Raw genomic sequence first — 22,945 nt, 5'->3', positions numbered from 1 at the left:
TGACGTAGAACGTTCATTTAAATTTTAATCCGCTATACCTCAAAACCTGCGAGAAACATAAATGAAAAAAAGCTACCCTTTCCTGACCTACGCAGGAACAATCCCCTTTATTGTGAGCGCTTTTTGGCTTCTATTGTATGGGGATAATCTATCCTGGCCTGGGGCAGTCAAAAATATTATGTGTTCTTATGCTTTAGTTATTGCTGTTTTTTTGGCGGGAGCACATTGGGGGCAGCATCTTCACCTTAAGGGAAAATGATGTTCTGTTTTGTCCATATTGAGTAACGTGATTGTCCTGGTTCTATGGTTTGCCTTTCTATTGCTTCCTTTTAAATGGCTAATGACTGTTTTTATTATTGCTTTTTTAGTTTTATTGTTTATTGATTATCATTTATTTAAACATGATGAAATAACTCCTGATTATTTTCAAACACGTTGCTACGCTACTTTGATTGTTATTTTCACGTTTATTCTTGCGCTAGTTGTCGCTTGATTTTAAAGAAATAGAGGGAGGCTTATGCCTAAGGGAATAAAAAAACACCATTTGCCAGAAAAAATATGTGTGGTGTGTGCCAGACCTTTCAAATGGCGTAAAAAGTGGGAGAAGGTATGGGATGAGGTAAAATACTGTTCTGATAAATGTCGAAATACACAATTGAAATGAGCGTAACGTCAATCACAAAGCTCCCTCGAATGCAAAAAGGGGGCAGCAAGCAAGCGTAGGTCGGGCGCTTCGCCCGACGTTGCATCTAATCTCTCTTCTTTAGTTCATATTAGATAGTTTATCTTATAAAAGTATGGACAAAAGTTTTGATTTCAATGCGCCCAAAGAAATGGAAATGTCGGGCGAAGCGCCCGACCTACGCTTGCTAAGTGATATAATCGAATTATATTTCATAACAGGACTTTATGATGAGTAAAGCTTTTACAAAAGAAGATGAATATACAGAGCCTGAGCGTCCAGACTTGGAGATACCAACCATTAAAAATTATATGACCCCAGTTGGTTTTTCAATGCTGCAAACTGAATTAAGGAATTTAGTGAGTAATGAACGGCCTGAAATTGTGAAAGTAGTCAGTTGGGCGGCAAGTAATGGTGATCGCTCGGAAAATGGGGATTATATCTATGGAAAAAAGCGCTTACGAGAAATCGACAGACGCATTCGTTATTTGACGAAACGATTAGAAAGCGCGGTAATAGTCGACCCTAAACTTCAAGTGGGTCTTACCCAGGTCTTTTTTGGGGCAACTGTTCAATACAGCAATGAAAAAGGGGAAATTCATTCTGTCAAAATTGTAGGTCTTGATGAAGCGGATATAAATGTCGGAAAAATAAGTTGGGTCTCACCGTTAGCGAAGACATTATTGAAAGCCAAAGTAGGGGATAATTTGACCTTGCGCGTTAGTGATGGGGAACATAAATTAACTGTATTAAAAATTTCTTATGAATGAATCACTGTAGTGTTCTTGTTGGGCACATGAAATACTGAGCTACCTTTTTCCTAAATGAAAACTATTTTTGAAATATTATGGATAAGAGATCTAACGCTACTCCCCAAGCCCATAAACTCCCCCCCCGTGCACTGAACATGAATAGAATAATCATGTCTTTTTGCAAGTAGAGAATTGGGTAGACGGAGTGTCGCAACCAGTTATGGATGATAAATTTGGGGGGACTTTACACAAGTTGTTCCCAAAACCGCATCTTATCAAATCGTCAGTAACGCATTACTACATGCTCTTCACCCAAAACATTAACTAAAAGTCCGAGCAACTCATCACTGGGCGTTACATGCCATTGCTGAGCAAGACTTAAATTAGCCCTTGCATGATCATTCGTATATGAAAATTGCACCACACAACAGCCAGAGTGAGCTTTCAAAATGGCTTGGATGGCTGGCAGCACAGACTGATTTGATTGATTCAATCTTAATTCCAGGCAACGGGCAAATTTGGTTCGGGATGATGAAATGCTATGCAGTTGATTTGCCGTCATTTTTACCCCCCCATTATAATCATCATGGGCTACTTCACCCTCTACAACCAGCATGTTTCCTGTAGCCAATGGCTCATTAAAAAGGTCAAATATCTCGCCAAATACAACAACATCCATGCGAGCAGTAGAATCATCCATACCAATGATCACTAATTTCTTGCCCCGTTTAGTAATGATTTTGCGAATAGCTGTAACCTGGGCACAGATGTTCGCCTTTTTATGCATGGAAGGATTCAATTGACTAATAGGAACTATAAAATCTCCAAACTCACGTCGGTACTGATCCGCAGGATGGCCAGTAAGATAAAAGCCCAATACTTCTCGCTCACCTTCCAGTCGATGGGCTTCAGACCATGGCTTGGACTGGATATAATCCTGTTCATCTGCCTTATCATCCAAAAGGGAAAATAAATCAAATTGACCGCTCGACTGATTCTGATGCTCTTTTTCAGCCACTTTTAATGCTTTTTCCAAAGAAGCGGTTAATACTGCCCGCTCAATCTGCCAATCATCAAATGCACCACTTTTAATTAACGCTTCAAGAACTCTCCTGTTAACCTTGCGTAAATCCAGTCGTTGGCAAAAGCTAAATAAATCAGTGTATGATCCACTCAGCGAGCGTTCCTGAGTAATGCAATCAATCGCGGACTCCCCTACTCCTTTTATGGCTCCAAGCCCGTATATAATTGTTGAATCATCACTCACGGTAAAAGGATACATGGAATTATTAATGGATGGCGGTAATACTTTAAGTTTCATATGCGCACATTCATCAATAAAAGTGACTACTTTATCCGTATTATCCATATCAGAAGACATTACAGCTGCCATGAATGCGGCTGGGTAATGGGCTTTTAACCATGCGGTTTGATAGGCCACTAAAGCGTAAGCTGCTGAATGCGATTTATTGAAGCCGTATCCAGCGAATTTTTCCATCAAGTCAAAAATGTGAGTCGCCACCTCTTCGGCTACTCCCCTTTCGGTTGCTCCCTTGGTAAAAATTTCGCGTTGCTTGGCCATCTCCTCCGGTTTTTTCTTACCCATGGCTCGACGTAACATATCCGCGGCGCCCAGGGTATAATTTGCTAATACCTGAGCAATCTGCATGACCTGTTCCTGATATAAAATAACCCCATAAGTTGGTTTTAGAATGGGTTCCAAATCAGGATGAGGATAATCCACCGCAGCTCGACCGTGTTTTCGATCAATAAAATCATCCACCATCCCTGACTGTAAAGGACCGGGACGGAACAAAGCAACCAACGCGATGATTTCTTCAAAACAGTCTGGTTGCAATCGATTGATCAACTCCTTCATACCACGTGATTCAAGCTGAAACACAGCGGTTGTCTTGCACGCTTTCAGCAAATCAAAGGTAATTTTATCATCGGTTGGAATATGGCTGATATCAACTGGTGGCAAACCAGCCAGATCACGTTGCTTATTTACTGTCGCCAATGCCCAATCGATAATAGTAAGAGTTCGCAAGCCCAAAAAGTCAAATTTAACCAGTCCGGCAGCCTCTACGTCATCCTTATCAAATTGACTTACGATTTGGGTCGACCCCTCTTCACAGTAAATAGCTGTAAAATCAGTAAGTTGTGACGGAGCAATTACTACCCCTCCAGCATGTTTGCCCGCGTTTCGTGTGATTCCTTCAAGTTTTAAAGCAAGATCGATTAATTCTTTAACGTCTTCTTCCTCTTCGTAACGACGACGAAGTTCCGGTTCCTGCTCCATTGCTTTGCTTAAGGTAATGCCAATTTCAAACGGAATAAGTTTGGCTAATTTGTCAACAAAACCATAAGGATGACCAAAGACACGCCCCACATCACGTACCACAGCCTTAGCGGCCATTGTACCGAAGGTGATAATTTGCGACACACTTTGTCTGCCGTATTTTTCAGCAACATATTCGATAACTCTGTCGCGGCCTTCCATGCAAAAATCAATATCAAAGTCCGGCATTGAAACCCGTTCTGGATTCAGAAAGCGCTCAAAAAGCAACTCAAATTCCAAGGGATCAAGATCAGTAATCTTTAATGCATAAGCCACGAGCGATCCAGCTCCGGATCCACGGCCAGGACCAACAGGAACACCGTTTTGTTTTGCCCATTGAATAAAATCAGCAACAATTAAAAAATAACCCGCGAAACCCATGTTATTAATTACTTTTAACTCAATTTGCAGACGTTTATCGTATTCATCTCTTGAAGCATTTAATTCTTCTTCGGATTTATTTCTGAACAGATGTTTTAATCGTTCCTCCAGACCCAGTTCTGATAAGTGAGATAAATACTCCTCAACCGTGGATCCTTGAGGTATAGGGAAATTGGGCAGATAATTATTTCCAAGATTCAGTTTGACATTACACCGTTTACTGATTTCCACCGTGTTTGCTATAGCGCTCGGCAAATCAGCAAATAAAGCTTCCATTTCATCTGCAGAGCGTAAATATTGCTGTGAACTGTATTGTTGAACTCGGCGAGGATCTGCCAAAGTATATCCTTCATGAATACACACTCTGGCTTCATGAGCATCGAAATCTTCCCGATCAAGAAAACGTACATCATTAGTTGCCACTATGGGTAACTGCAATTTATCGGCTAAAGCAATGACTTTCTCATTATATAAGTCTTCATCTGCCCTACCCGTACGTTGAATCTCCAGATAAAAACGGTTGGGAAATAAGTTCATCCAGTGTAATGCCCGTTCAGTAGCCAGGGATTCATCATTAGCCAGAAGCGCCTGACCAATATCACCCGACTTGGCTCCTGACAGAGCGATTAATCCATCAGAGTAGTCATCAATCCATTGAAATTGTACTCTGGGTTGGCCATGATATTGGCCTTCCTGATAGGCTTTGGATACAAGACAGGTTAAATTTTTATAACCTTGAGCATCAAGGCATAATAAAACCAAAGAACTGGTTATATCCGGGATTTCGGGGTTATGACAAGGAAGATCACTTCCGATAATGGGTTTGATTCCGGCATCGACACCATTTTTAAAATGCTTTACTGCGGCAAATAAATTACAATAATCAGTCACCGCTACCGCACACATCCCCCTTGCCGGCAACGCTTTCATTAAAGGTTTAACCCGAACCAAACCATCTACCAAAGAAAATTCAGTATGTACACGTAAATGAACAAAACGTTGTTGCATAAGTGGATAAACTCATTAAGCCTAATTAAGGAACTTTAACCTAAATAGCGGGATCGAATCCACTAGCTGTATCAATTTTTCTCTGTACTGCCCAATTTTTTAAAAACGTGTTCCTATCTCCTGGTTTATAAATTGAGTGCTGAGGTATCCCCTCATAATTCTAGTGAGGATAATTATCTACTATTCAGTATAAGCTGTCGTCTTTACGAACGAAGTGAAGTAATCCAGAATAAATATCCAATAAGGCTCCGTTGTGGATTGCTTCGCGTTGCTCGCAAAGACGGGTGTTTAATTGGCCATTAAGACTTAAATAAGTACATTTCCGGCGTTATAAATTATGAGGGGGATACCTCAGAACTGAGTGTACTTCCACTACGCTAAAGATTGATGAGGATCAAATGCATCTCTCACTGCATCGGCAAACAAGTTAATTGCCAGAACCAGAATAAACATAAAAAGAAATGCAGCAAAAATTGGCCACCAGACCAAAGGATCACGAGCTAACTCCAGTCGAGCACCATTGATCATGTTTCCCCAGCTAATAGTCATTGGAGAGACACCAACGCCAACATAAGACAGCACGGCCTCTGCCATGACCAAAAAGCTGAAATCCAGCACCAACGTAATCACCACTATATGCATCACATTAGGCAGCAAGTGTTTACGAATGATCGTAAACCAGCTGCTCCCCAAAGCTCGGGCAGCAATCACATAATCTACTTCACGCAATTTCAAAGCCTCTGCCCGCAACAAACGACATAAACTGGTCCAACTGGTTACGCCAAGGATCAGGCATAATGCCAATAATCGGGCATCAGCGCTTTGCGCCAAAGTAGCGAATTGCTCCGGATGACTGGCAATATAGGTTTGTAACGATAAAACTGAAGCAGTGATTAATAAAACACCTGGAATAGAACTTAAAGTGGTATAAATATATTGAATGATGTCATCCACTACCCCACCAAAATATCCAGCGACTATGCCCAAAAATAAAGCCAAAGGAAGCATGAACAAAGTAGTTAACAATCCAATAATTAATCCTGTTCGAATACTTTTCACACTAAAATAAAAGATATCCTGTCCAATCTGACCGGTTCCAAAGACATGGAATGAACGTGATAACCAATAACTCAAAAGCACGACAAAAGTGAGCAGTCCTACGGTCAATAAAACACTGATGCCTCGAGCGCTTAATTGATACAATCGCTTCGACTGCGTCGCTAATCTAATTAGAAAAACCAGCACCCAACAGGCTAAGGTTATCCCTATACTATACAACAGTGCACGCTCCGCAACAGCTTTTATGACAATCACTTTATCTGCATCTGTGTTGATGGAAGCTGGAGGATACTTTAAGCGAGGATAGACCTGTTTTGTAATCCCATCCACCAGCTCGGTTTCAGTAACAAACATAGTTAAGGCCAAAGGAGCAGAGTAGGTTTTTTCATAAGCAGTATCAAGGGGAGCTAAAATTTTATCCAAAAGGGATTCAGCAATATCAGAGCCACTTTCACCCGATTTAAGATGGATTGAATCCAGCACGCCAATAGTTAAAAACAGCAATAATACAATCGCAGCGCTTAGCGCTATCGGTCGGTGTAATATGATGGAGAAGGATAATCTGATGTGTTGTTTTCGTAAGCTGAATAAAGTGATAATCACCCCTAATACCAACAGGGTAAGAAAACAGGTGTCTGTCCATAGAAATTCAAAGCTCATGATTCAACTCTCGAGTGATATTCAATGCTCATTAAAATAATGTTCCTCATGACAATCGTACACGTGGATCTACCAGCATATATGAGAAATCCGTCATAACCAGTCCAATCATGTAGAGAATCGACCCCAGAAATACCATGGCACGAACGATGGCAAAATCCTGCTGCTGGATTGCGTCTATGATATAACTACCCAAACCGGGCACTCCAAAGAATGACTCCAGTACCAGACTTCCCATAAATAATGAAGGGATAATAACCACGACTCCTGTCAGAATGGGCAGCATGGTATTTTTTAACACGTGTTTAAATAATACCTGTTGATCCGACAAACCTTTGGCTTTAGCCGTTTTAACATAGTCCTTATGTATTTCCTCCAAAAACAAAGTTCTATACCATCTGGCCCCAGCTCCTAATTGACCTAAAACGGCAACCAACACGGGAAGAATAATAAATTTAAGCGCCTCAAAACCCCCATCATAACCAGAGATAGGGAACAAACGCAGTATTTTTCCAAAAAGATACTGACCACCGATGATATAAAAAAGACTGGATATGGACATTAAAATGATACAGATAACCACTCCAGTCAGATCAAGATAAGAGGTCCTGAAAAACGCCATTCCCATTGCAAAAAATATGTTAATTAAAATTCCAAAAATTAAAATAGGAACAGCAATCGCCAAACTTGGCCACATTCTATAGGTAATGTCATGACTGATGTCCCGTCCTGCATCAGATACACCAAAGTTAAAGGTAAACAACAGCAATGATTTCTGATAAAACAAAGTCTGTTCAAAGCGACTCATTCCTTGTTTATTCTGATTGAAAAATAATGGCAAATCATATCCGTGAGCCATCTTCCAATCATCAACCGTACTTTGCTCAACATGCTTGTTCCCCAGATGCATACGCGCAATATCGTCAGGAGTGTTGACCATAAAAAAAAGAACAAAGGTTAACAAATTAATTCCAAACAAAATGGGAATCGCGTAAATTATTCTTCGAAATAAATAAATAAGCATTATAATTTAAACCTCGTTGCAGGTTGCTTCTCTTTTTTCCGATATGCCACTATCAATGGGAGAGTTAATGCCACCAACAAAAGTATAATGACAATCAAAGGCCAAAATACAGGTTGATTCCAGACATCGCGTAATGTATTGCGTTCCTTGGTATTTATAGAAACATATTTTAAAGTACCGAGCGCTATGGCATTAGGTTTTACATTAGAAACCCAACTTTGAGATAAAATAAAATCTTCTGGATGCATACCCCATACCCAGGGCGCATCATACCGGACTAACTCCACCATCTTATCTATATATTTCTGCCTGAGCTCATCATTACTTCGATTTTTCATTAAATCAAATAAACGATCAAACTCAGGGTTATAATAATTCGCTGCATTTTCGCCCCCAAATTTCACTTTTCCATTTTTACTGTAGAGTTGAAACAGGAAGTTTTCAGGATCCGGATAATCCGCATTCCAACCCCAGCTGAAGATTTGCGCATCTCCAGTTCGCATTTTCTCCTGAAATCGGTTATACAAAGTCGCTCTGATGTTCAGATCAATACCGATACTGGCGAATTGCTTTCGCATCCAGTCCAACATGGATTTATCTTCAGGACCACCTTTGGTGGTCACATCGTAATGCAAAATCAGAGCATTGCCAGTTTTGGGATCAATGCCATCAGGATATCCTGCCTGTCTCATCAATTGTTGTGCCTCAACCAATGAACGCCGTTGACGCGCATTATCTGTCCATTGATAAACATAGGGATTAATGCCCTCTTTTCCTTCCTTATAACCGAAAATCCCAGGGGGAATGGGGCCTTGAGCAGGAATACCACGACCATTAAAAAATATGGCTATGTTTTCATCGTAATTCACTGCAATGGATATGGCTTGCCTTAATTTACGTGCCCGTTCGCTTCGTCCGCCGACTACACTATCGAGCATATTAAAGCCCATATAAAAAATATAAGGCTCAAGGGTTTGCGTTAAATGTAATTTTTTATCTACCATTTCCTGGCTTAAAATCGCTTCTCCAAAACGGTTTATATGGATTGCCTGATCAAAACTGTCGGCACTGACCCCAGAAATGTCATAGTATCCTTGCATGAATTTGTTCCAACGAGGAATGGATTCTTTTTCAAGGGTATAAACTGCCTTGGCAATCAAGGGTAACCTTTTGCCTATATTCGTTGTAAATCCTTCTCGTCTATCCCTCTCAGTAGCATCTACTGGAAAATAGACTTCACGATAATTCGGGTTTTTTTCTAAAACCATCTGTCTGTTTGGATTATTTTGAGCCAACATAAACGGGCCCGTACCCACTGGATACCAACCGAAAGATAAGTTTTTATCATCCATACCTTGTTGTGAATAAAACAAATCGGCTTCCCAGGGAACCGGGGAAAAAAAAGGCATAGCCAACCAGAATAAAAATTGTGAGTACTGCCCTTTCAAAGTCAGTTCAAAAGTATAGTCATCAATTTTTTTTATTCCCTGCAAGGGGTATTTTCTCAAATCGATGTAGCGATAATTTGATAAGGGTACCTGGGGAACTGTTTCACCATACTCCTTAAAACCTTCTATATAATGACTCATTAATCCATAGATTGGTGAATTCACCACAGGATTAGCCATCCGTTTAATTTGATAAATATAATCATCAATGACCAGTTCTCTGGTATCTGTATACTTAAAATCAGATAATTGATTAATATCGTGATCATCAAGATAATCTTCTGACAAATGATGGTAGCGATAGGTGCCTTTTTTAGTTCTGGCAAAAGCGGGGTGAGGTTGATAAAAAATTCCTTTCTTAATTTGGATGGTATAAACACTGTACGAGGGGTTAATCTGTTCACCAGACGGAATTGGATTTCGTTTATCATCCAGATACCTAATCTGGGGTAATTGAGTGGCCGTTAACGGAATTAATTGATAAGGTCTTAGATAATAATCGTATTCAAGTAATGGTTCGTAAATCTGGGCAATAAAAACATACTCATTGGCGGAATAGGATTTTGCCGGATCCAGGGTTTTAGGTTGCTCATTAAAAGATGAATAATAAATATTTTCATTGGATTCATTTTCAGGATAAGGATTATTTAACACCCAGGAGCTGGCATTAGCCAAGCCCAGGCTGTAGTGCAATAAAACCAACAACATCACTTTAACAGAAAGTCGCCGCACTTAAATTCCCTGTGCCAAAAATAATAGAATATTCATGAAAGTATATCCTTATCTCGTAACTTCTCAATAACCCCGGAAATTTCGTAATCCTGAACGTAGTAAAGGATCTTCAAATGCAGGCACAGTACCACTATCAGGAGATCCCTCACTGCGTTCGCGGTGACGTTTCCCAGGATATTGAGAAATTACCTTATCTCACACCGATTAGCGAGGGTCATTTTTAAGACGCTGACAGCATCTCTTTAAATTCCTCTTCGTCCAAAACTCTAACGCCTAATTCATTAGCCTTTATCAATTTGGATCCTGCCTCGCTGCCCGCTATGACATAATCTGTTTTAGCAGAAACGCTGCCGCTCACCTTGGCACCCATTGTTAATAACTGAGCTTTTGCTTCTTCCCGCCCCATACTTTCCAAAGTTCCAGTTAATACGACCGTTTTTCCAAAAAATGGATTATCCTGATTAATCTGTTTTTTCTCAGTCTTCGGCCAATGAACCCCAAGCTCCAATAAGCGATTTATAACTTCCAGATTATGAGGTTGAGCAAAAAAATGAACAATGTATGAAGCTCCAACTGGTCCTATATCATGAAGAGACATTAGCTCGTCAACAGAGGCTGATTGAATCATACTAATATCCGAATAGTGTTCTGCTAATACCCGCGCGCTGGACTCCCCTATTTCTCTAATTCCTAAAGCATAAAGAAATCTGTTGAATGTTGTATTCTTACTCTGCTCCAAAGCCAACAGAAGATTTTGCGCAGACTTTTCACCCATTCGGGGTAAATTTGCCAAAGTAGGTAAATCAAGCTCATAAAGATCAGCAAGATGACGCACCAAACCTTCATCAACCAATTGTTCGATTAACACTGACCCTAAACCTTCAATATACATGGCTTTACGCGAAGCAAAATGCCACATCATCCTCTTTAATTGCGCTTTGCAAAACAAACCACCGATACATCGTGCTATAGCTTCTCCCTCTTCACGCACCACATCCGAGCCACACACGGGACAATGTGCAGGAAGCACGATGGCTTCGGTGAGTGCAGGACGTTTGGCTAATACGACAGAAACCACTTCAGGTATGACGTCACCAGCTCGACGCACAATGACCGTATCGCCGATGCGTATATCCTTACGTGCTATTTCATCCATATTATGTAAAGTAGCATTGCTGACTGTAACACCCCCTACACTAACAGGAACCAATCGAGCTACCGGAGTTAAGGCTCCGGTACGACCCACTTGAAAATCTACGGCCAGCAACTGGGTCATTTCTTCGGATGCAGGAAATTTATGCGCACAGGCAAAACGAGGGGCTCGTGATACAAAACCCAATTGCTGTTGCAATGGAATACTATCGATTTTATAAACAACACCATCAATTTCAAAAGGCAATTGTTGCCTCTTCTCTAACATACGATGATAATACTCAAGACAACCGTCCATCCCGATTTCTTTTTTTGACTCAGCAGACACTCTAAAACCAAATGCCTTAAGCAACTGCAACTGCTCCCAATGACTGTCAGGTAATTTATAGCCTTCACATGCACCAATACCATAACAATAAATTGCCAATGGGCGACTGGCAGTCACCGCCGGATTCAATTGCCTTAAACTACCTGCAGCAGCATTTCGAGGATTAACAAAAGTTTTTTCACCTGTTTCCCTGGCCTTCTTGTTATACGCCTCAAAACCCGCCTTGGGAATATACACTTCTCCTCGAATTTCTATCAAACGAGGGGGATTCGCTGTTCTCAGTTTTAAAGGAACGGAACTGATCGTTTTTATGTTCGCGGTAATATTTTCCCCGGTAGCTCCATCACCCCGAGTAGCCGCATGGGTTAATACTCCATGTTCATAAGTCATATTCACCGCTAAACCATCAAGCTTGGGTTCACAGGTAAAAATTAATTGTTGATCGGGTTCATCCAGCTTGTCTGTAGCCCTTTTTATAAAAGCTTGCAACTCTTCATCAGTAAAAACATTGGATAGGGATAACATGGGCTGTTTATGGGACACCGGCATGAACGCATCAGCAGGTGTTCCGCTGACTCGCTGGGTTGGTGAGTCCGGGGTTAAAAATTGAGGGTACTCAGCCTCCAATTGCTGCAATGTCCTGAAATTTCGATCGTATTCAACATCAGGAACCAAAGGTTCATCAAGAACATAATAATGATGATCGTAGGTTTGAATTAAATCTCTGAGAGTTTTAATTTGCTCTTTAATTTCATCATTACTCATTGAAAAGATTCCCGATTTTTAAAAATCCAGTTTATCACTTTTATTCCTACTTTCGAACATCAAAAAAGTACACTTTACACTTCATTTTATACCGCTTGTATCCATGAACCTAATTATGATATAGATACGTTTCTGATTTAATTGGGGTATTTTAGAAATGGACCTTCAACGCAAAATAATAGCTCTCTGTTTGTTTTTATTCTCAACTTTAATCCAGGCTCTTCCAGAAAACACACCCAATCCAGGCATCGCTTTAGTACATGGTACCCGTGATCATAGAGAAGACGCCTATGGTGGTTATTGGAAAACAGATTTTGTTGACAGTATTTCTAAAGCCCTGGCTAAACCGGAAAACCTGTTAGTAGTACATTGCGATTTTAGTCAGTATATGTGGCATGAAGACGCTGCAAACTGCGTCGCAGACCAACTCCTTGAGTTTATTAAAGGAAAAAACATCAGTTCCATGACCGTCTACACCCACTCTGATGGCGCCAATATTATTCGCTGGATACTCTCCAATCCTACTTATGACGGTCGCTATCTGGCACTGAAACACAAAATTAGTCAGGTCATCGCCATAGCACCCTCCAGTTCAGGAACACCATTGGCGGATGAAGTTCTTGGCGGTGGAGTATTTGAAACCAGCCTTGCCTGGTTGCTGGGTTATCTCTCTGATGCAGTCAAACAACAACGTGTAGGCGATATGCTCATTTATAATGAAGAATTACTATTAGGCGGTAAAGGACGCCCTTCTCTGTCAACTCCATTTAAAGTCATTGTGGGGACCGATGTTTATGCCTCTCCCTTTTCTACATCAAGTTATTGCAATGGTTATTTACAAAACAGTGGTTTGAAAATCACTAAACTGTATCTGGACACGTGCGCGGATGGTTTTTTAAATTGCACCTCACAACTGGCTGCTGGAGAACTGTGGTTTTACGACCGGGATAAAACCGAAGATAATGCGCCCTTAAGCCATAACCAAAGCCGTCACTCCTGTTTTGGCTTTGATCAAATTCTGATAAGTGCCTTATCTACAGAAGGAGCTGTACAATGAAAACGACTCAACTCGTACTAATCTCTGCATTGTGTTTTACCCAGGCACATGCACTGACCTTACCAAGACAACCTGTCAAATCCTATGAGTGTGATGTGTGCAGTCAATTATCTCATGAAAATTTGCAGGATAAATGGAGCATATCCAATGAGCCATTGAATCGTACAATCAATAACAGCCAAAAAAGTTATGGCTATAAAGAACGCATCAGCCTGGAACAGCTTCGTGCTGGAGTCCTGATCACCACAACAGCCCCGGGAGCAGTTGTGCGCATTACTCCCATGCAAAATAAACTGATTCCACAGTTAAAAATCAAAACGCCTAAAAATCAATTATTGAGTTTACAGGAAGCCTCAGCCTTATTCAGTCAGGATGAACCTTTTGGTGATAAAACCTTATCGACAAAACATCAAACCATGCTGCAAATAAAGCCTGAGCTAGGTTTTGGAACATTCATTCTTAAAAGCGAAGAGCACTCATCAAATGATGCAGACGCCTATCTGATTAACGTGTATGACAAATTTTCCCCAACCTATCTGGATGTCCAGACGGACTCAATCCATTATCAATATGGCGATAAGTTAACTGCAAAAATAACGTTGGTCGATGATTATATCGATCATGATATTTATGATATTAATGCATCGCTCATTGGACCCGGCGGACAATATGTACCTCTGAAATTAAGCAAGGTTAAAAAAAACCAGTTTGAAGCCACTACAGTATTAAACTCGGAAAGCAATGACCATGGCGAGAATTGGTATCTTGAAACGAACATCCAGTCTGAATATGGACAACAACTGATTCGACGTAGCGGACACACCGCGTTTTCTTATTCTGTTCCCTCTGCCAGTATGATAAGTGTCAAGAAATTATCATCAAAACCCTTAACCTTTGTCGCAACCCTTGATGTAGCTACTGCAAGCCGCTACGCACTACAGAGTGTCTTATATCGAAAAAATGGTAAAGGTGAAGTAACCCCTATTGAGACCTCCCAACGGGCGCAATGGCTTGAACCTGGAAAACAGGTTATTCAATTTACCTTTGACAATTCCAATCAATTAGCAGACGATAGTCTTTATTTAGGTTATTTACGTTTGATAGATTACGGTCAGCTAAAAACTGTTTACCAATATAATCAACCTATCAAGCTTACCCAATTAGTGGAATAATGCATGATATCCTTTTCTTCCTTCACCCTTATTGAGGGCATAGCATGCGCTATTGCCCTGCAAGTGATCCTGACACTCTGGTTTATCAAAAAGCAACATCAACAAAAAGCGCTGAGCGAAAGTATTAACGAAAAAATCCAGCACGCTCTGACCACTCAATTGCACCAGTTGCATATGGATCTGGCTCAATCATATCAAAGCAGCCAAAACAGTATTAATGAGAAAATAGCTCATGGACAACTGATTACTCAACAAATCATCAGTGATACGATTCAAAAACAAATGACTGATGTTCGTGAACAAATGAGTCATAGTTTTCAGCAGCATGCAGGCTCACTCACCTCTCATTTACACCTTCTTACGGAAGAAATACGCAATCATCTGCACAGCCTGACTCAGCAGGTTAACCATAAATTAACCGAAGGTTTTGAAAAGACATCATCAACATTTATTGATGTAGTCAAACGACTGACCATTATTGATGAAGCGCAAAAGAAAATTACCGAACTGTCCAATCATGTGGTCAGTTTACAGGATGTACTGGTGGACAAAAAAGCCCGAGGCGCCTTTGGCGAAGTGCAACTTTCGACATTAATCAGCAATATGATCCCAAGCGCTCATTATCAAATGCAATACACTCTGAGCAATCAAAAACGGGCAGATTGTATTTTATTTTTACCAGAACCTACAGGCAATGTAGTAATCGATGCCAAATTTCCCCTGGAAACCTATCAACGCTTAATCAACACGGATGCCATGTCCGTTGAAAGAAAATCCATCCAACAGCAATTTCGTCAGGACATCCAGAAACACATTAAGGACATTGCAGAAAAATACATCATCCCCAATGAAACCACAGATGGTGCCATGATGTTTATACCTGCTGAATCCATTTTTGCGGAAATTCATGCTAATTACCCAGATCTGATTTCATTATCACAACGATTAAAAGTTTGGCTGGTCTCACCCAGTACCTTAATGGCTGTATTGACTACTGCTAAAGCAGTACTTAAAGATGATGCCACACGAAAACAGGTACACATTATCCAAAAACATTTACACGCTCTTGCAGATGATTTCCAACGTTTTGAAAAACGTATGGATAAGCTGTCCAAACACATTGATTTAGCACATCAGGACGTCAATGAAGTGAATACTTCCGCCAAAAAAATTACTTCGCGCTTCCAAAAAATTGAATCAGTAGAAATTGAGTTGGATGAGCTGGAGCTGGCTAAAGTAGAATTAATCGAAACTGAGTAACCAAGAGGAATTATCCTTGTTAAAACGTGATATCTCAACTATTAATATATTGGTCGCCTCTGCTGGCGGAATGATTGGTTCAGGTTGGCTTTTTAGTCCTTATATCAGCGCCCAGATGGCGGGAAGCAACGCATTGATAAGCTGGATCATTGCCGCTCTGTTCATGCTATTCATCGCTCTTCCCTTATGTGAACTGGGTACTATGTTTCCCGTTTCCGGAGGGATGTCAAATTATCCAACTTATACTCATGGACAGGAAGTAGGTTTTTTATTTGCCTGGACTTCATGGCTTTCATACGTCGTAATGACTCCCATTGAAATACAGGCAATCCTTCAGTATTCCAGTCATTTTTTCCCCACACTGATTGTTGACGATCCGGCAACGCTTAAACTGTCAGGAACAGGCTATATTGTAGCCATCGGCATTATGCTGTTTGTCGTCATTCTCAACTCATACGGCATCAAGTTACTGGCAGAATGTAACAAATATGCCAGCCTCATCAAATTTGCCCTGCCCAGCGTGGCAATCATCGCTCTTCTGCACAGCGCCCCTGACATGGGAAATATTAGTCTGAGTCTGGGCGATAAAAGCAGCTGGGTGAATATTTTTTCCGCACTATCAGCAGGTGGTGTTATTTTTGCGTTTACCGGATTTCAAAATGGCCTGATTCTGGCAGGAGAAGTTAAAAACCCACAACGCAACATTCCAATTGCCATACTGGGTGCTGTTCTGATTGGTTTTCTTCTTTATTTCATGTTGCAACTCAGTTTTATTGCAGCCATGCCGCAAAAATACTTGACCCACGGATGGAGTGCATTAAGTTATCCTGGTGATAGCGGTCCCTTGGTTGGACTGACTTTATTGCTGGGTCTTGGAGTCGTCGCTACTCTGTTGATGATTGATGCCGCCTTCTCTCCTTTTGGAACTACCCTTGTATATACCGCCGCAACGTCAAGAATTGTTTACGGCATGGCTTTGAATAATCATTTACCCAAATTATTTTTAAAAGTAAATCGTCACAAGATCCCTTATGTAACCCTTTATGCCAATTTTTTGGTTGGTATTTTTTCCTTTTTACCCTTTCCCGGTTGGCAGAAACTGGTGGCGTTCCTATCGTCGGCAAGTATACTCTCTTATAGCATTGGGCCTATTTGTCTTTTGGCAATGCGCAAATTGCAACCCAATACACACAGACCCTTTAAACTGTCAGGCAGTCTGGTGTGTTCTCATCTCGCATTTTATTTTTGTAATTTAATGCTGTATTGGTGTGGATTCTCTATTTTATGGAAACTTGATGTCGCTTTATTGATCGGTCTATTAATCAGTTTTGCCTACCATCGTAAGAGTTTTATCCTTCATAACTACTCCTTATATTGGTTTATATTCTATATGTTTTCACTGCTTTTGGTTTCGTACCTTGGATCTTTTGGCGGAATTGGTGTCCTTAAATTTCCAGTAGATCTCATGTGCCTGCTGCCTTTAAGCATCATTATTCTCTATATGTCTCAAATCGTATTAAATCCTGAGGAGCATAAAGAAATAACCTTTGAACTGGAGTCCATGCCGACTTAGGGACTAATCCTCTTTGCGATGTTATTCCCCTCTGCAAATCCTTAGTAGCCTGTATTAGCGAAGCGTAATACAGGATCGATTTGGCAACAAACTCCATTGTTTCCCCGTATTACGCTTCGCTAATACGGGCTACGAGCGGAATTGGTGTCCTTAAATTTCCAGTAGATCTCATGTGCCTGCTGCCTTTAAGCATCACCATTCTTTATATGTCTCAAATCGTATTAAATCCTGAAGAGCATAAAGAAATAACCTTTGAACTGGAGTCCATGCCGACTTAGGGACTAAGCCGCTTTGCGACGCTTTTACCCCTCGGCAAAGCCTAAGTAGCCTGTATTAGCGAAGCGTAATACAGGATCGATAGAGCAACAAACTCCATAGTTTCCCCGTATTACGCTTCGCTAATACGGGCTACGAAATGAGCCAATCTACAATAAATAATCCTTAACTTAATGGCAACAACCTAGTTCGAAAATTAGACACGTTTACCCTGATGTGTGTCTTTTAGGATGCAGAATAGAAAATATACAGGTATAATAACCCTCTTTTCGGTTTTGACTGCTTTATAATCCCATGGTTACAGAAACACTGCTTTACCATCCAACAAAAAATAAACAAATTTGGGGGCAACTATACGGTAGCAGTCTGGCTCTTGCCTTGGCTGAATATTGCCAGGAAACACCTGGAATTAAATTACTGATTGCGCAAGACAATCTTAGTGCAAGCCAGTTACAGGACGAACTGCTGTTTTTCCTGAACCCACAAAAAAAACAACAAGAACTGTTATTTTTTCCTGATTGGGAAACATTACCCTATGATCAGTTCTCACCACATCAAGACATTATTTCAGAACGACTTTATACCTTAAGCCGTATGCAACAGGTAAAGGATGCTGTAGTAATTACTTCAGCCAGCACGTTAATGCACAGACTCTGCCCTCCCGAGTTTTTAAATCACTACGCATTGATGTTGAAAGAAGGTCAAAAACTTGATCTGAATACGTTTAGAAATCAATTACAGCAAGCAGGCTATCACTGTGTCAACAAGGTTCTGGAACATGGAGAATTTGCCTTACGTGGCTCCATAATAGATGTTTATCCAATGGGAAGCGGACTTCCTTTTCGAATTGAACTGTTTGATGATGAAATCGAAAGCTTAAGACAATTCGATACAGAAACACAACGAACCATAGAAAAAATTTCAGAAATCAATGTATTGCCGGCACGTGAGTTTCCTTTAAATGAACAGAGTCAAACCCTCTTCAGGAGATCCTTCAGAGAACTTTTCCCAGGAAATCCCAGTCAATGCCCTATCTACGAATCCATTTCTAATGGTCAGTTTCCTTCAGGTATAGAATATTATCTTCCCCTGTTCTTTGATAAAACCGTAACCTTTTTTGATTACCTCCCTGAAGACTCCAGAGTATGTCTTATTGAAGACATACAGGAAAACGCAGAACAATTCTGGCAAGAATTAAATGAACGATACGATCAAAGACGTTATGATGTAAGCCGCCCAATTCTAACTCCAGGTGCATGCTTCATCAATCCTACTGAATTACTAACCTATGCTAATACGTACGAACAATTGCGCGTATTCCATAAACCCTCAGAGAAAAAAGGTGCAGTGGTAAATTTTGATATTTCCAAAGCGCCTCAGTTACCTATAGACAGAAAAAATCAGGAACCTTTACTGCAATTGCGCCAGTACTGCTCGATAACTTCTTCCCGATACTTAATCGTTGTTGAAAGCGCCGGGCGACGTGAAGTACTACTGGATCTTCTTAAAGCGAGTGGGATATTCCCAACGGTACAAAATACCTGGGTTGATTTTATTAATGATAATTCTCCAGTCAGTATTACCACAGGACCACTGATTTACGGCTGTGAATTAAATAATAAAAATATTATCTTAATTGTAGAATCCCAGTTATTTGGTGAACAAAGTACGCCACAGCGCAGAGCGACGCAAAAAACGGTAGATCCTGATTTAATCATACGTGATATGGCTGAATTAAGACTGGGCGCTCCGGTAGTCCACCTGCAATTTGGCGTAGGAAGATATCAAGGGTTGCAATACATCACCACTAATGATACTTCCAGCGAATTCCTGGTACTGGCCTATGCTGGTGATGATAAAATATACGTCCCCGTCACCTCGCTTCATTTGATCAGCCGTTATACAGGTGTTGACAGTGACCATGCTCCACTGCATAAACTCGGTACGGATCAATGGCAAAAAGAAAGAAAAAAAGCAGCTGAAAAAATTCATGATGTGGCTATTGAGTTACTGGATCTGTACGCCAAAAGAGAAGCACAACCAGGACATCAGTATGAGTTTAATCACAGCGAATATATAAAATTTGCCAGTGCCTTTCCATTTACTGAAACGGTAGACCAACTACAGGCCATAGACCAGATCATTAAAGACATGCAATCCCCAAGGCCGATGGATAGATTAATCTGTGGTGATGTAGGTTTTGGTAAAACTGAAGTTGCCATGCGGGCAGCATTTGTGGCCGTACAAAATGGAAAGCAAGTGTGTGTTCTGGTACCTACTACCCTTCTGGCTGGTCAACATTTCGAGTCATTCAGAGATCGCTTCGCGGATTTCCCTATCAATATTGAACTCTTATCCCGCTTTCGCAGCGCTAAAGAATCAGAGTCGGTGCTCCAGTCATTAACATCAGGCAAAGTTGATATCGTTATTGGAACTCATAAATTATTCCAAAGTAACATTAATTTTAAGAATCTGGGCCTATTGATCATTGATGAAGAACATCGATTTGGCGTAAAACAAAAAGAACACATGAAATCGTTACGAACTCATGTAGATATTTTATCCATGACCGCAACTCCAATTCCCAGAACGCTCAACATGGCCATGGCCGGAATCAGGGACATTTCGTTGATAGCAACGCCACCGGCAAAACGGCTGGCGATAAAAACCTTCTGGCAGGAAAAGAAAGACATCGTAGTGCGAGAAGCCTTGCTTCGGGAAATTCTTAGAGGTGGACAAGTATTTTTCCTGCATAATAATGTACAGACCATCGATAGAGTATGCCAGGATTTACAAACGTTGGTACCCGAAGCAAAAATTCGTAGTGCTCATGGACAAATGCGTGAACGAGAACTGGAACGGGTGATGTCTGACTTTTACCATCATCGTTTTAATGTATTAGTCTGTACAACAATTATAGAAACCGGGATAGACATACCTACCGCCAATACCATCATCATTGATAGAGCAGACAAATTCGGTCTGGCGCAATTACACCAGCTCCGTGGACGCGTAGGACGCTCCCATCATCAAGCATATGCTTATTTGTTAACACCTGAAGAAAAATCATTAACCCCTGATGCCGTAAAACGCCTGGAAGCCATAGTGTCTCTTGAAGACCTGGGGGCAGGCTTTACTCTGGCAACTCATGATCTTGAAATTAGAGGAGCAGGTGAGTTACTCGGAGAAGATCAAAGTGGAAATATGCAGGCCATAGGCTTTAATTTGTTTATGGAAATGCTGGATAGAGCAGTGCATGATTTAAAAGCTGGAAAAATTCCGGAATTATCTGCGCCCATGTACCAGGGGCCAGAAATTGATATGCGCATCAGCGCGATTATTCCTGAGGATTATATAGCAGATATTCATAATCGTTTAATCATGTATAAAAGGATATCCAATGCTAAAAGCAATCAACAGATTCACGATTTACAAATAGAACTAATCGACAGGTTCGGTTTATTACCTCAACCTGTTAAACATTTACTACTGATTACTGAACTGAAATTAAAGGCCGCAGAGTTAGGCATTCAAAAGATCAGTGCCAGTGGACAACAGGGAAAATTGGATTTTAACGAAAAACCATCAATAGACCCAGGCGCATTAATTAGTCTGATTCAAGTACATGCAAAACGTTATCAAATGGAAGGTCCACAGCGCCTGCGCTTCACTTTGGATAGCACAGCCCCCGATGAACGCATCTTTGAAATAAGCTCTTTGTTAAGTAAATTAGCTTATAAATAAGTTCGCGTTACTGAGTAATCACCCATTTTGGCACTATGTACTGATGGCAATTTTTAACTATTTTTTACAGGGTTCGAGTATGATGCTCCATCACAGTCGAATTCTATTGAATAAAACCAGAATCACTGCATCCCAAAACAGCGTCGCTGTATTGGGATGGTTAATCACTATTTTAAGTTCCCTGATTGTATTCGATATTACGCAGAATTACGCCATCAGCCTGACTTATTCCAAATTCTCAATCATTCTGGTCGCTGCACTGGTCATGTGGATCTTTAGGCTGGTACCTGAATACATCCCTTCCTTAATAATTATGATTACTGCTATGTTGCTTCACATCGCCCCTGGCACCTTAATATTATCCGGATTTAATTCTGATAGTTTTTATTTTGCAGTAAGTGTTTTTAGTATTGGCGCTCTATTAACCAAGTCAAGGCTCTTTTATCGATTGTCCTTGATCATGTTAATTAAACTGCCATTTAAACAAGCAGTATTGCAAAAATGCTTGTTTTTTCTTGGGGCATTTATGACACCGATGATGAGCGTCCAAAGTTCCAGAGTCGCACTCATAGCTCCATTATTGAATGATATTATGGAAAGCAGTCGCATAAAACCACGCAGTAGTTCGGCAAATGCATTAGCTAATTCTGCATTTAACGGCTGCATACTGCTCTCCACTATTTTTCTTACAGGAAAATCAAGTAATTTTATTATCTATGGATTACTTTCCGAACAACATCAATGGCAAGGCAATTGGTTCAGTTGGCTATGGTTAGCATCATTCCCGGGACTGATGCTTATTGCTGTATTTTTTATTCTGCAATCCCTGCTGTTCAAACCCAATAACACTCTGAATATCAATCGCTATAAGCTTAAAAAAGAACTGTGTTCTATGGGAAAAACCTCGTTAATCGAGCAAGTGGCGATAATAAGTTTCATTGTTTTTTTTGCGGGAACAATTCTATCTACCTGGTGCAATATATCGGGTCTCTGGACTTGCCTGATCATCTTTATCATTCTGTATGTTACCGGTGCTTTAACTTCAAAAGAAATACACCATAAAATAAACTGGGGCTTCCTGTTCTATTTTGGTGCCATTATTGGGGTAATGCGTACCATTCAAAGCCTCGGTGTTGATCTCTGGTTAATTAATCATTTCCAGTGGCTGACTCATCTCGCTCAAAGTAATGTAGCCTGTTTCATTGCCCTGATTTACGCCATCAGCTGGGTTGGCGGTTTGGTTTTAGGAACAATGATTGCTCCTGCTATATTATTTACCGCCATTATCCCCTTCGCTCTGCAAAGTCCCGTTTGCAACTGGATAGTCGCTTTTGTCATTTTATTGGCTACAGAAGCCTGGATATTTCCCTATCAATCCAGTTACTTTCTATGTTTTGAAGAACTACTTAAACGCAAAAATAATTTTCTGCTCAAACCACTGTTAAAGTTAAATGCCTGGTTCACTTTTTTAAAATTATTCGTCATTCTGGCGTCTATACCTTTTTGGTACAGCCTGGGAGTTTTGTACTAA

16 protein-coding genes are annotated in these 22,945 nt (G+C 40.6%); 11 read left to right on the top strand and 5 right to left on the bottom strand.

Features of this window, described 5'->3' with window-relative positions:
* Nucleotides 1-61 precede the first annotated feature (61 nt).
* The 4 genes from Lqua_RS19035 to greB all read left to right on the top strand — a co-directional run bounded on the left by Lqua_RS19035 (nucleotide 62) and on the right by greB (nucleotide 1,452).
* Nucleotides 62-259 (top strand): DUF3429 family protein, encoded by a 198-nt coding sequence (locus Lqua_RS19035; protein ID WP_058474010.1) that lies wholly within the window; start codon nucleotides 62-64, stop codon nucleotides 257-259.
* Between the two features lie 9 nt (nucleotides 260-268).
* Nucleotides 269-493, top strand: coding sequence for a DUF3429 family protein (locus Lqua_RS19030; protein WP_133141091.1), 225 nt, complete (start codon nucleotides 269-271; stop codon nucleotides 491-493).
* Nucleotides 494-517: 24 nt separating this feature from the next.
* Nucleotides 518-664 (top strand): DUF2256 domain-containing protein, encoded by a 147-nt coding sequence (locus Lqua_RS18940; protein WP_081675632.1) that lies wholly within the window; start codon nucleotides 518-520, stop codon nucleotides 662-664.
* Between the two features lie 245 nt (nucleotides 665-909).
* Nucleotides 910-1,452: a transcription elongation factor GreB gene (greB, locus tag Lqua_RS09260; protein ID WP_238585556.1), complete on the top strand. Its 543-nt coding sequence runs from the start codon at nucleotides 910-912 to the stop codon at nucleotides 1,450-1,452.
* Nucleotides 1,453-1,717: 265 nt separating this feature from the next.
* Here the strand turns inward: greB and dnaE are convergent, their stop codons facing one another.
* The 5 genes from dnaE to ligA form a co-directional block, all read right to left on the bottom strand.
* Nucleotides 1,718-5,164, bottom strand: a complete 3,447-nt coding sequence (gene dnaE / locus Lqua_RS09255) for a DNA polymerase III subunit alpha (RefSeq protein ID WP_058474007.1) — start codon at nucleotides 5,162-5,164, stop codon at nucleotides 1,718-1,720.
* Nucleotides 5,165-5,536: 372 nt separating this feature from the next.
* Entirely contained in the window at nucleotides 5,537-6,883 is a 1,347-nt protein-coding gene (locus Lqua_RS09250) for an ABC transporter permease (protein WP_058474006.1), read from the bottom strand.
* A gap of 46 nt (nucleotides 6,884-6,929) precedes the next feature.
* A complete protein-coding gene (locus Lqua_RS09245) occupies nucleotides 6,930-7,907 on the bottom strand; it encodes an ABC transporter permease (protein ID WP_058474005.1) in 978 nt (325 codons plus the stop codon).
* Entirely contained in the window at nucleotides 7,907-10,063 is a 2,157-nt protein-coding gene (locus Lqua_RS09240) for an ABC transporter substrate-binding protein (protein ID WP_115148747.1), read from the bottom strand. Before Lqua_RS09240 ends, Lqua_RS09245 begins: the two co-directional genes overlap by 1 nt.
* Before the next feature lie 244 nt (nucleotides 10,064-10,307).
* Nucleotides 10,308-12,332 carry an NAD-dependent DNA ligase LigA gene (gene ligA, locus Lqua_RS09235; protein ID WP_058474003.1) on the bottom strand — a complete coding sequence of 675 codons (2,025 nt, stop codon included), beginning with the start codon at nucleotides 12,330-12,332 and terminating at the stop codon, nucleotides 10,308-10,310.
* A 157-nt stretch (nucleotides 12,333-12,489) separates the two neighbouring features.
* On the opposite strand from ligA, the gene Lqua_RS09230 reads away from it, so the two are divergent.
* From Lqua_RS09230 to Lqua_RS09205, 7 genes are all read left to right on the top strand, one after another.
* Nucleotides 12,490-13,389, top strand: coding sequence for a hypothetical protein (locus Lqua_RS09230; RefSeq protein ID WP_058474002.1), 900 nt, complete (start codon nucleotides 12,490-12,492; stop codon nucleotides 13,387-13,389).
* A complete protein-coding gene (locus Lqua_RS09225) occupies nucleotides 13,386-14,561 on the top strand; it encodes a DUF4785 domain-containing protein (protein WP_058474001.1) in 1,176 nt (391 codons plus the stop codon). Before Lqua_RS09230 ends, Lqua_RS09225 begins: the two co-directional genes overlap by 4 nt.
* Nucleotides 14,562-14,564: 3 nt before the next feature.
* Entirely contained in the window at nucleotides 14,565-15,821 is a 1,257-nt protein-coding gene (locus Lqua_RS09220; protein ID WP_058474000.1) for a DNA recombination protein RmuC, read from the top strand.
* 16 nt (nucleotides 15,822-15,837) lie between these two features.
* Complete coding sequence (locus tag Lqua_RS09215) at nucleotides 15,838-17,394, top strand: APC family permease (RefSeq protein ID WP_058473999.1); 1,557 nt, start codon at nucleotides 15,838-15,840, stop codon at nucleotides 17,392-17,394.
* 80 nt (nucleotides 17,395-17,474) lie between these two features.
* The gene (locus Lqua_RS18200; protein ID WP_115148748.1) at nucleotides 17,475-17,672 is read left to right on the top strand and encodes a hypothetical protein; all 198 of its coding nucleotides are present in this window, start codon (nucleotides 17,475-17,477) and stop codon (nucleotides 17,670-17,672) included.
* A gap of 292 nt (nucleotides 17,673-17,964) precedes the next feature.
* On the top strand, nucleotides 17,965-21,414 hold the full coding sequence (gene mfd / locus Lqua_RS09210; protein WP_058473998.1) for a transcription-repair coupling factor: 3,450 nt from the start codon (nucleotides 17,965-17,967) through the stop codon (nucleotides 21,412-21,414).
* Nucleotides 21,415-21,493: 79 nt separating this feature from the next.
* Nucleotides 21,494-22,945: an SLC13 family permease gene (locus tag Lqua_RS09205; protein WP_058473997.1), complete on the top strand. Its 1,452-nt coding sequence runs from the start codon at nucleotides 21,494-21,496 to the stop codon at nucleotides 22,943-22,945.

Origin of the sequence: Legionella quateirensis (genome assembly GCF_001467955.1) — a bacterium.
Classification (GTDB): Bacteria; Pseudomonadota; Gammaproteobacteria; order Legionellales; family Legionellaceae; genus Legionella; species Legionella quateirensis.
Note: the sequence above shows the minus strand (reverse complement) of the source record. Positions and strands in the feature narration are given on the sequence as shown.

What these genes read in the sequence shown, in the direction of transcription:
- ligA (WP_058474003.1), bottom strand. Translation starts at nt 12,332, where the DNA reads ATGAGTAATGATGAAATTAAAGAGCAAATTAAAACTCTCAGAGATTTA.
- dnaE (WP_058474007.1), bottom strand. Translation starts at nt 5,164, where the DNA reads ATGCAACAACGTTTTGTTCATTTACGTGTACATACTGAATTTTCTTTG.
- Lqua_RS09225 (WP_058474001.1), top strand. Translation starts at nt 13,386, where the DNA reads ATGAAAACGACTCAACTCGTACTAATCTCTGCATTGTGTTTTACCCAG.
- Lqua_RS09245 (WP_058474005.1), bottom strand. Translation starts at nt 7,907, where the DNA reads ATGCTTATTTATTTATTTCGAAGAATAATTTACGCGATTCCCATTTTG.
- Lqua_RS19035 (WP_058474010.1), top strand. Translation starts at nt 62, where the DNA reads ATGAAAAAAAGCTACCCTTTCCTGACCTACGCAGGAACAATCCCCTTT.
- Lqua_RS09205 (WP_058473997.1), top strand. Translation starts at nt 21,494, where the DNA reads ATGATGCTCCATCACAGTCGAATTCTATTGAATAAAACCAGAATCACT.
- Lqua_RS09240 (WP_115148747.1), bottom strand. Translation starts at nt 10,063, where the DNA reads ATGTTGTTGGTTTTATTGCACTACAGCCTGGGCTTGGCTAATGCCAGC.
- Lqua_RS09220 (WP_058474000.1), top strand. Translation starts at nt 14,565, where the DNA reads ATGATATCCTTTTCTTCCTTCACCCTTATTGAGGGCATAGCATGCGCT.
- Lqua_RS18940 (WP_081675632.1), top strand. Translation starts at nt 518, where the DNA reads ATGCCTAAGGGAATAAAAAAACACCATTTGCCAGAAAAAATATGTGTG.
- greB (WP_238585556.1), top strand. Translation starts at nt 910, where the DNA reads ATGATGAGTAAAGCTTTTACAAAAGAAGATGAATATACAGAGCCTGAG.
- Lqua_RS09250 (WP_058474006.1), bottom strand. Translation starts at nt 6,883, where the DNA reads ATGAGCTTTGAATTTCTATGGACAGACACCTGTTTTCTTACCCTGTTG.
- Lqua_RS09230 (WP_058474002.1), top strand. Translation starts at nt 12,490, where the DNA reads ATGGACCTTCAACGCAAAATAATAGCTCTCTGTTTGTTTTTATTCTCA.
- mfd (WP_058473998.1), top strand. Translation starts at nt 17,965, where the DNA reads ATGGTTACAGAAACACTGCTTTACCATCCAACAAAAAATAAACAAATT.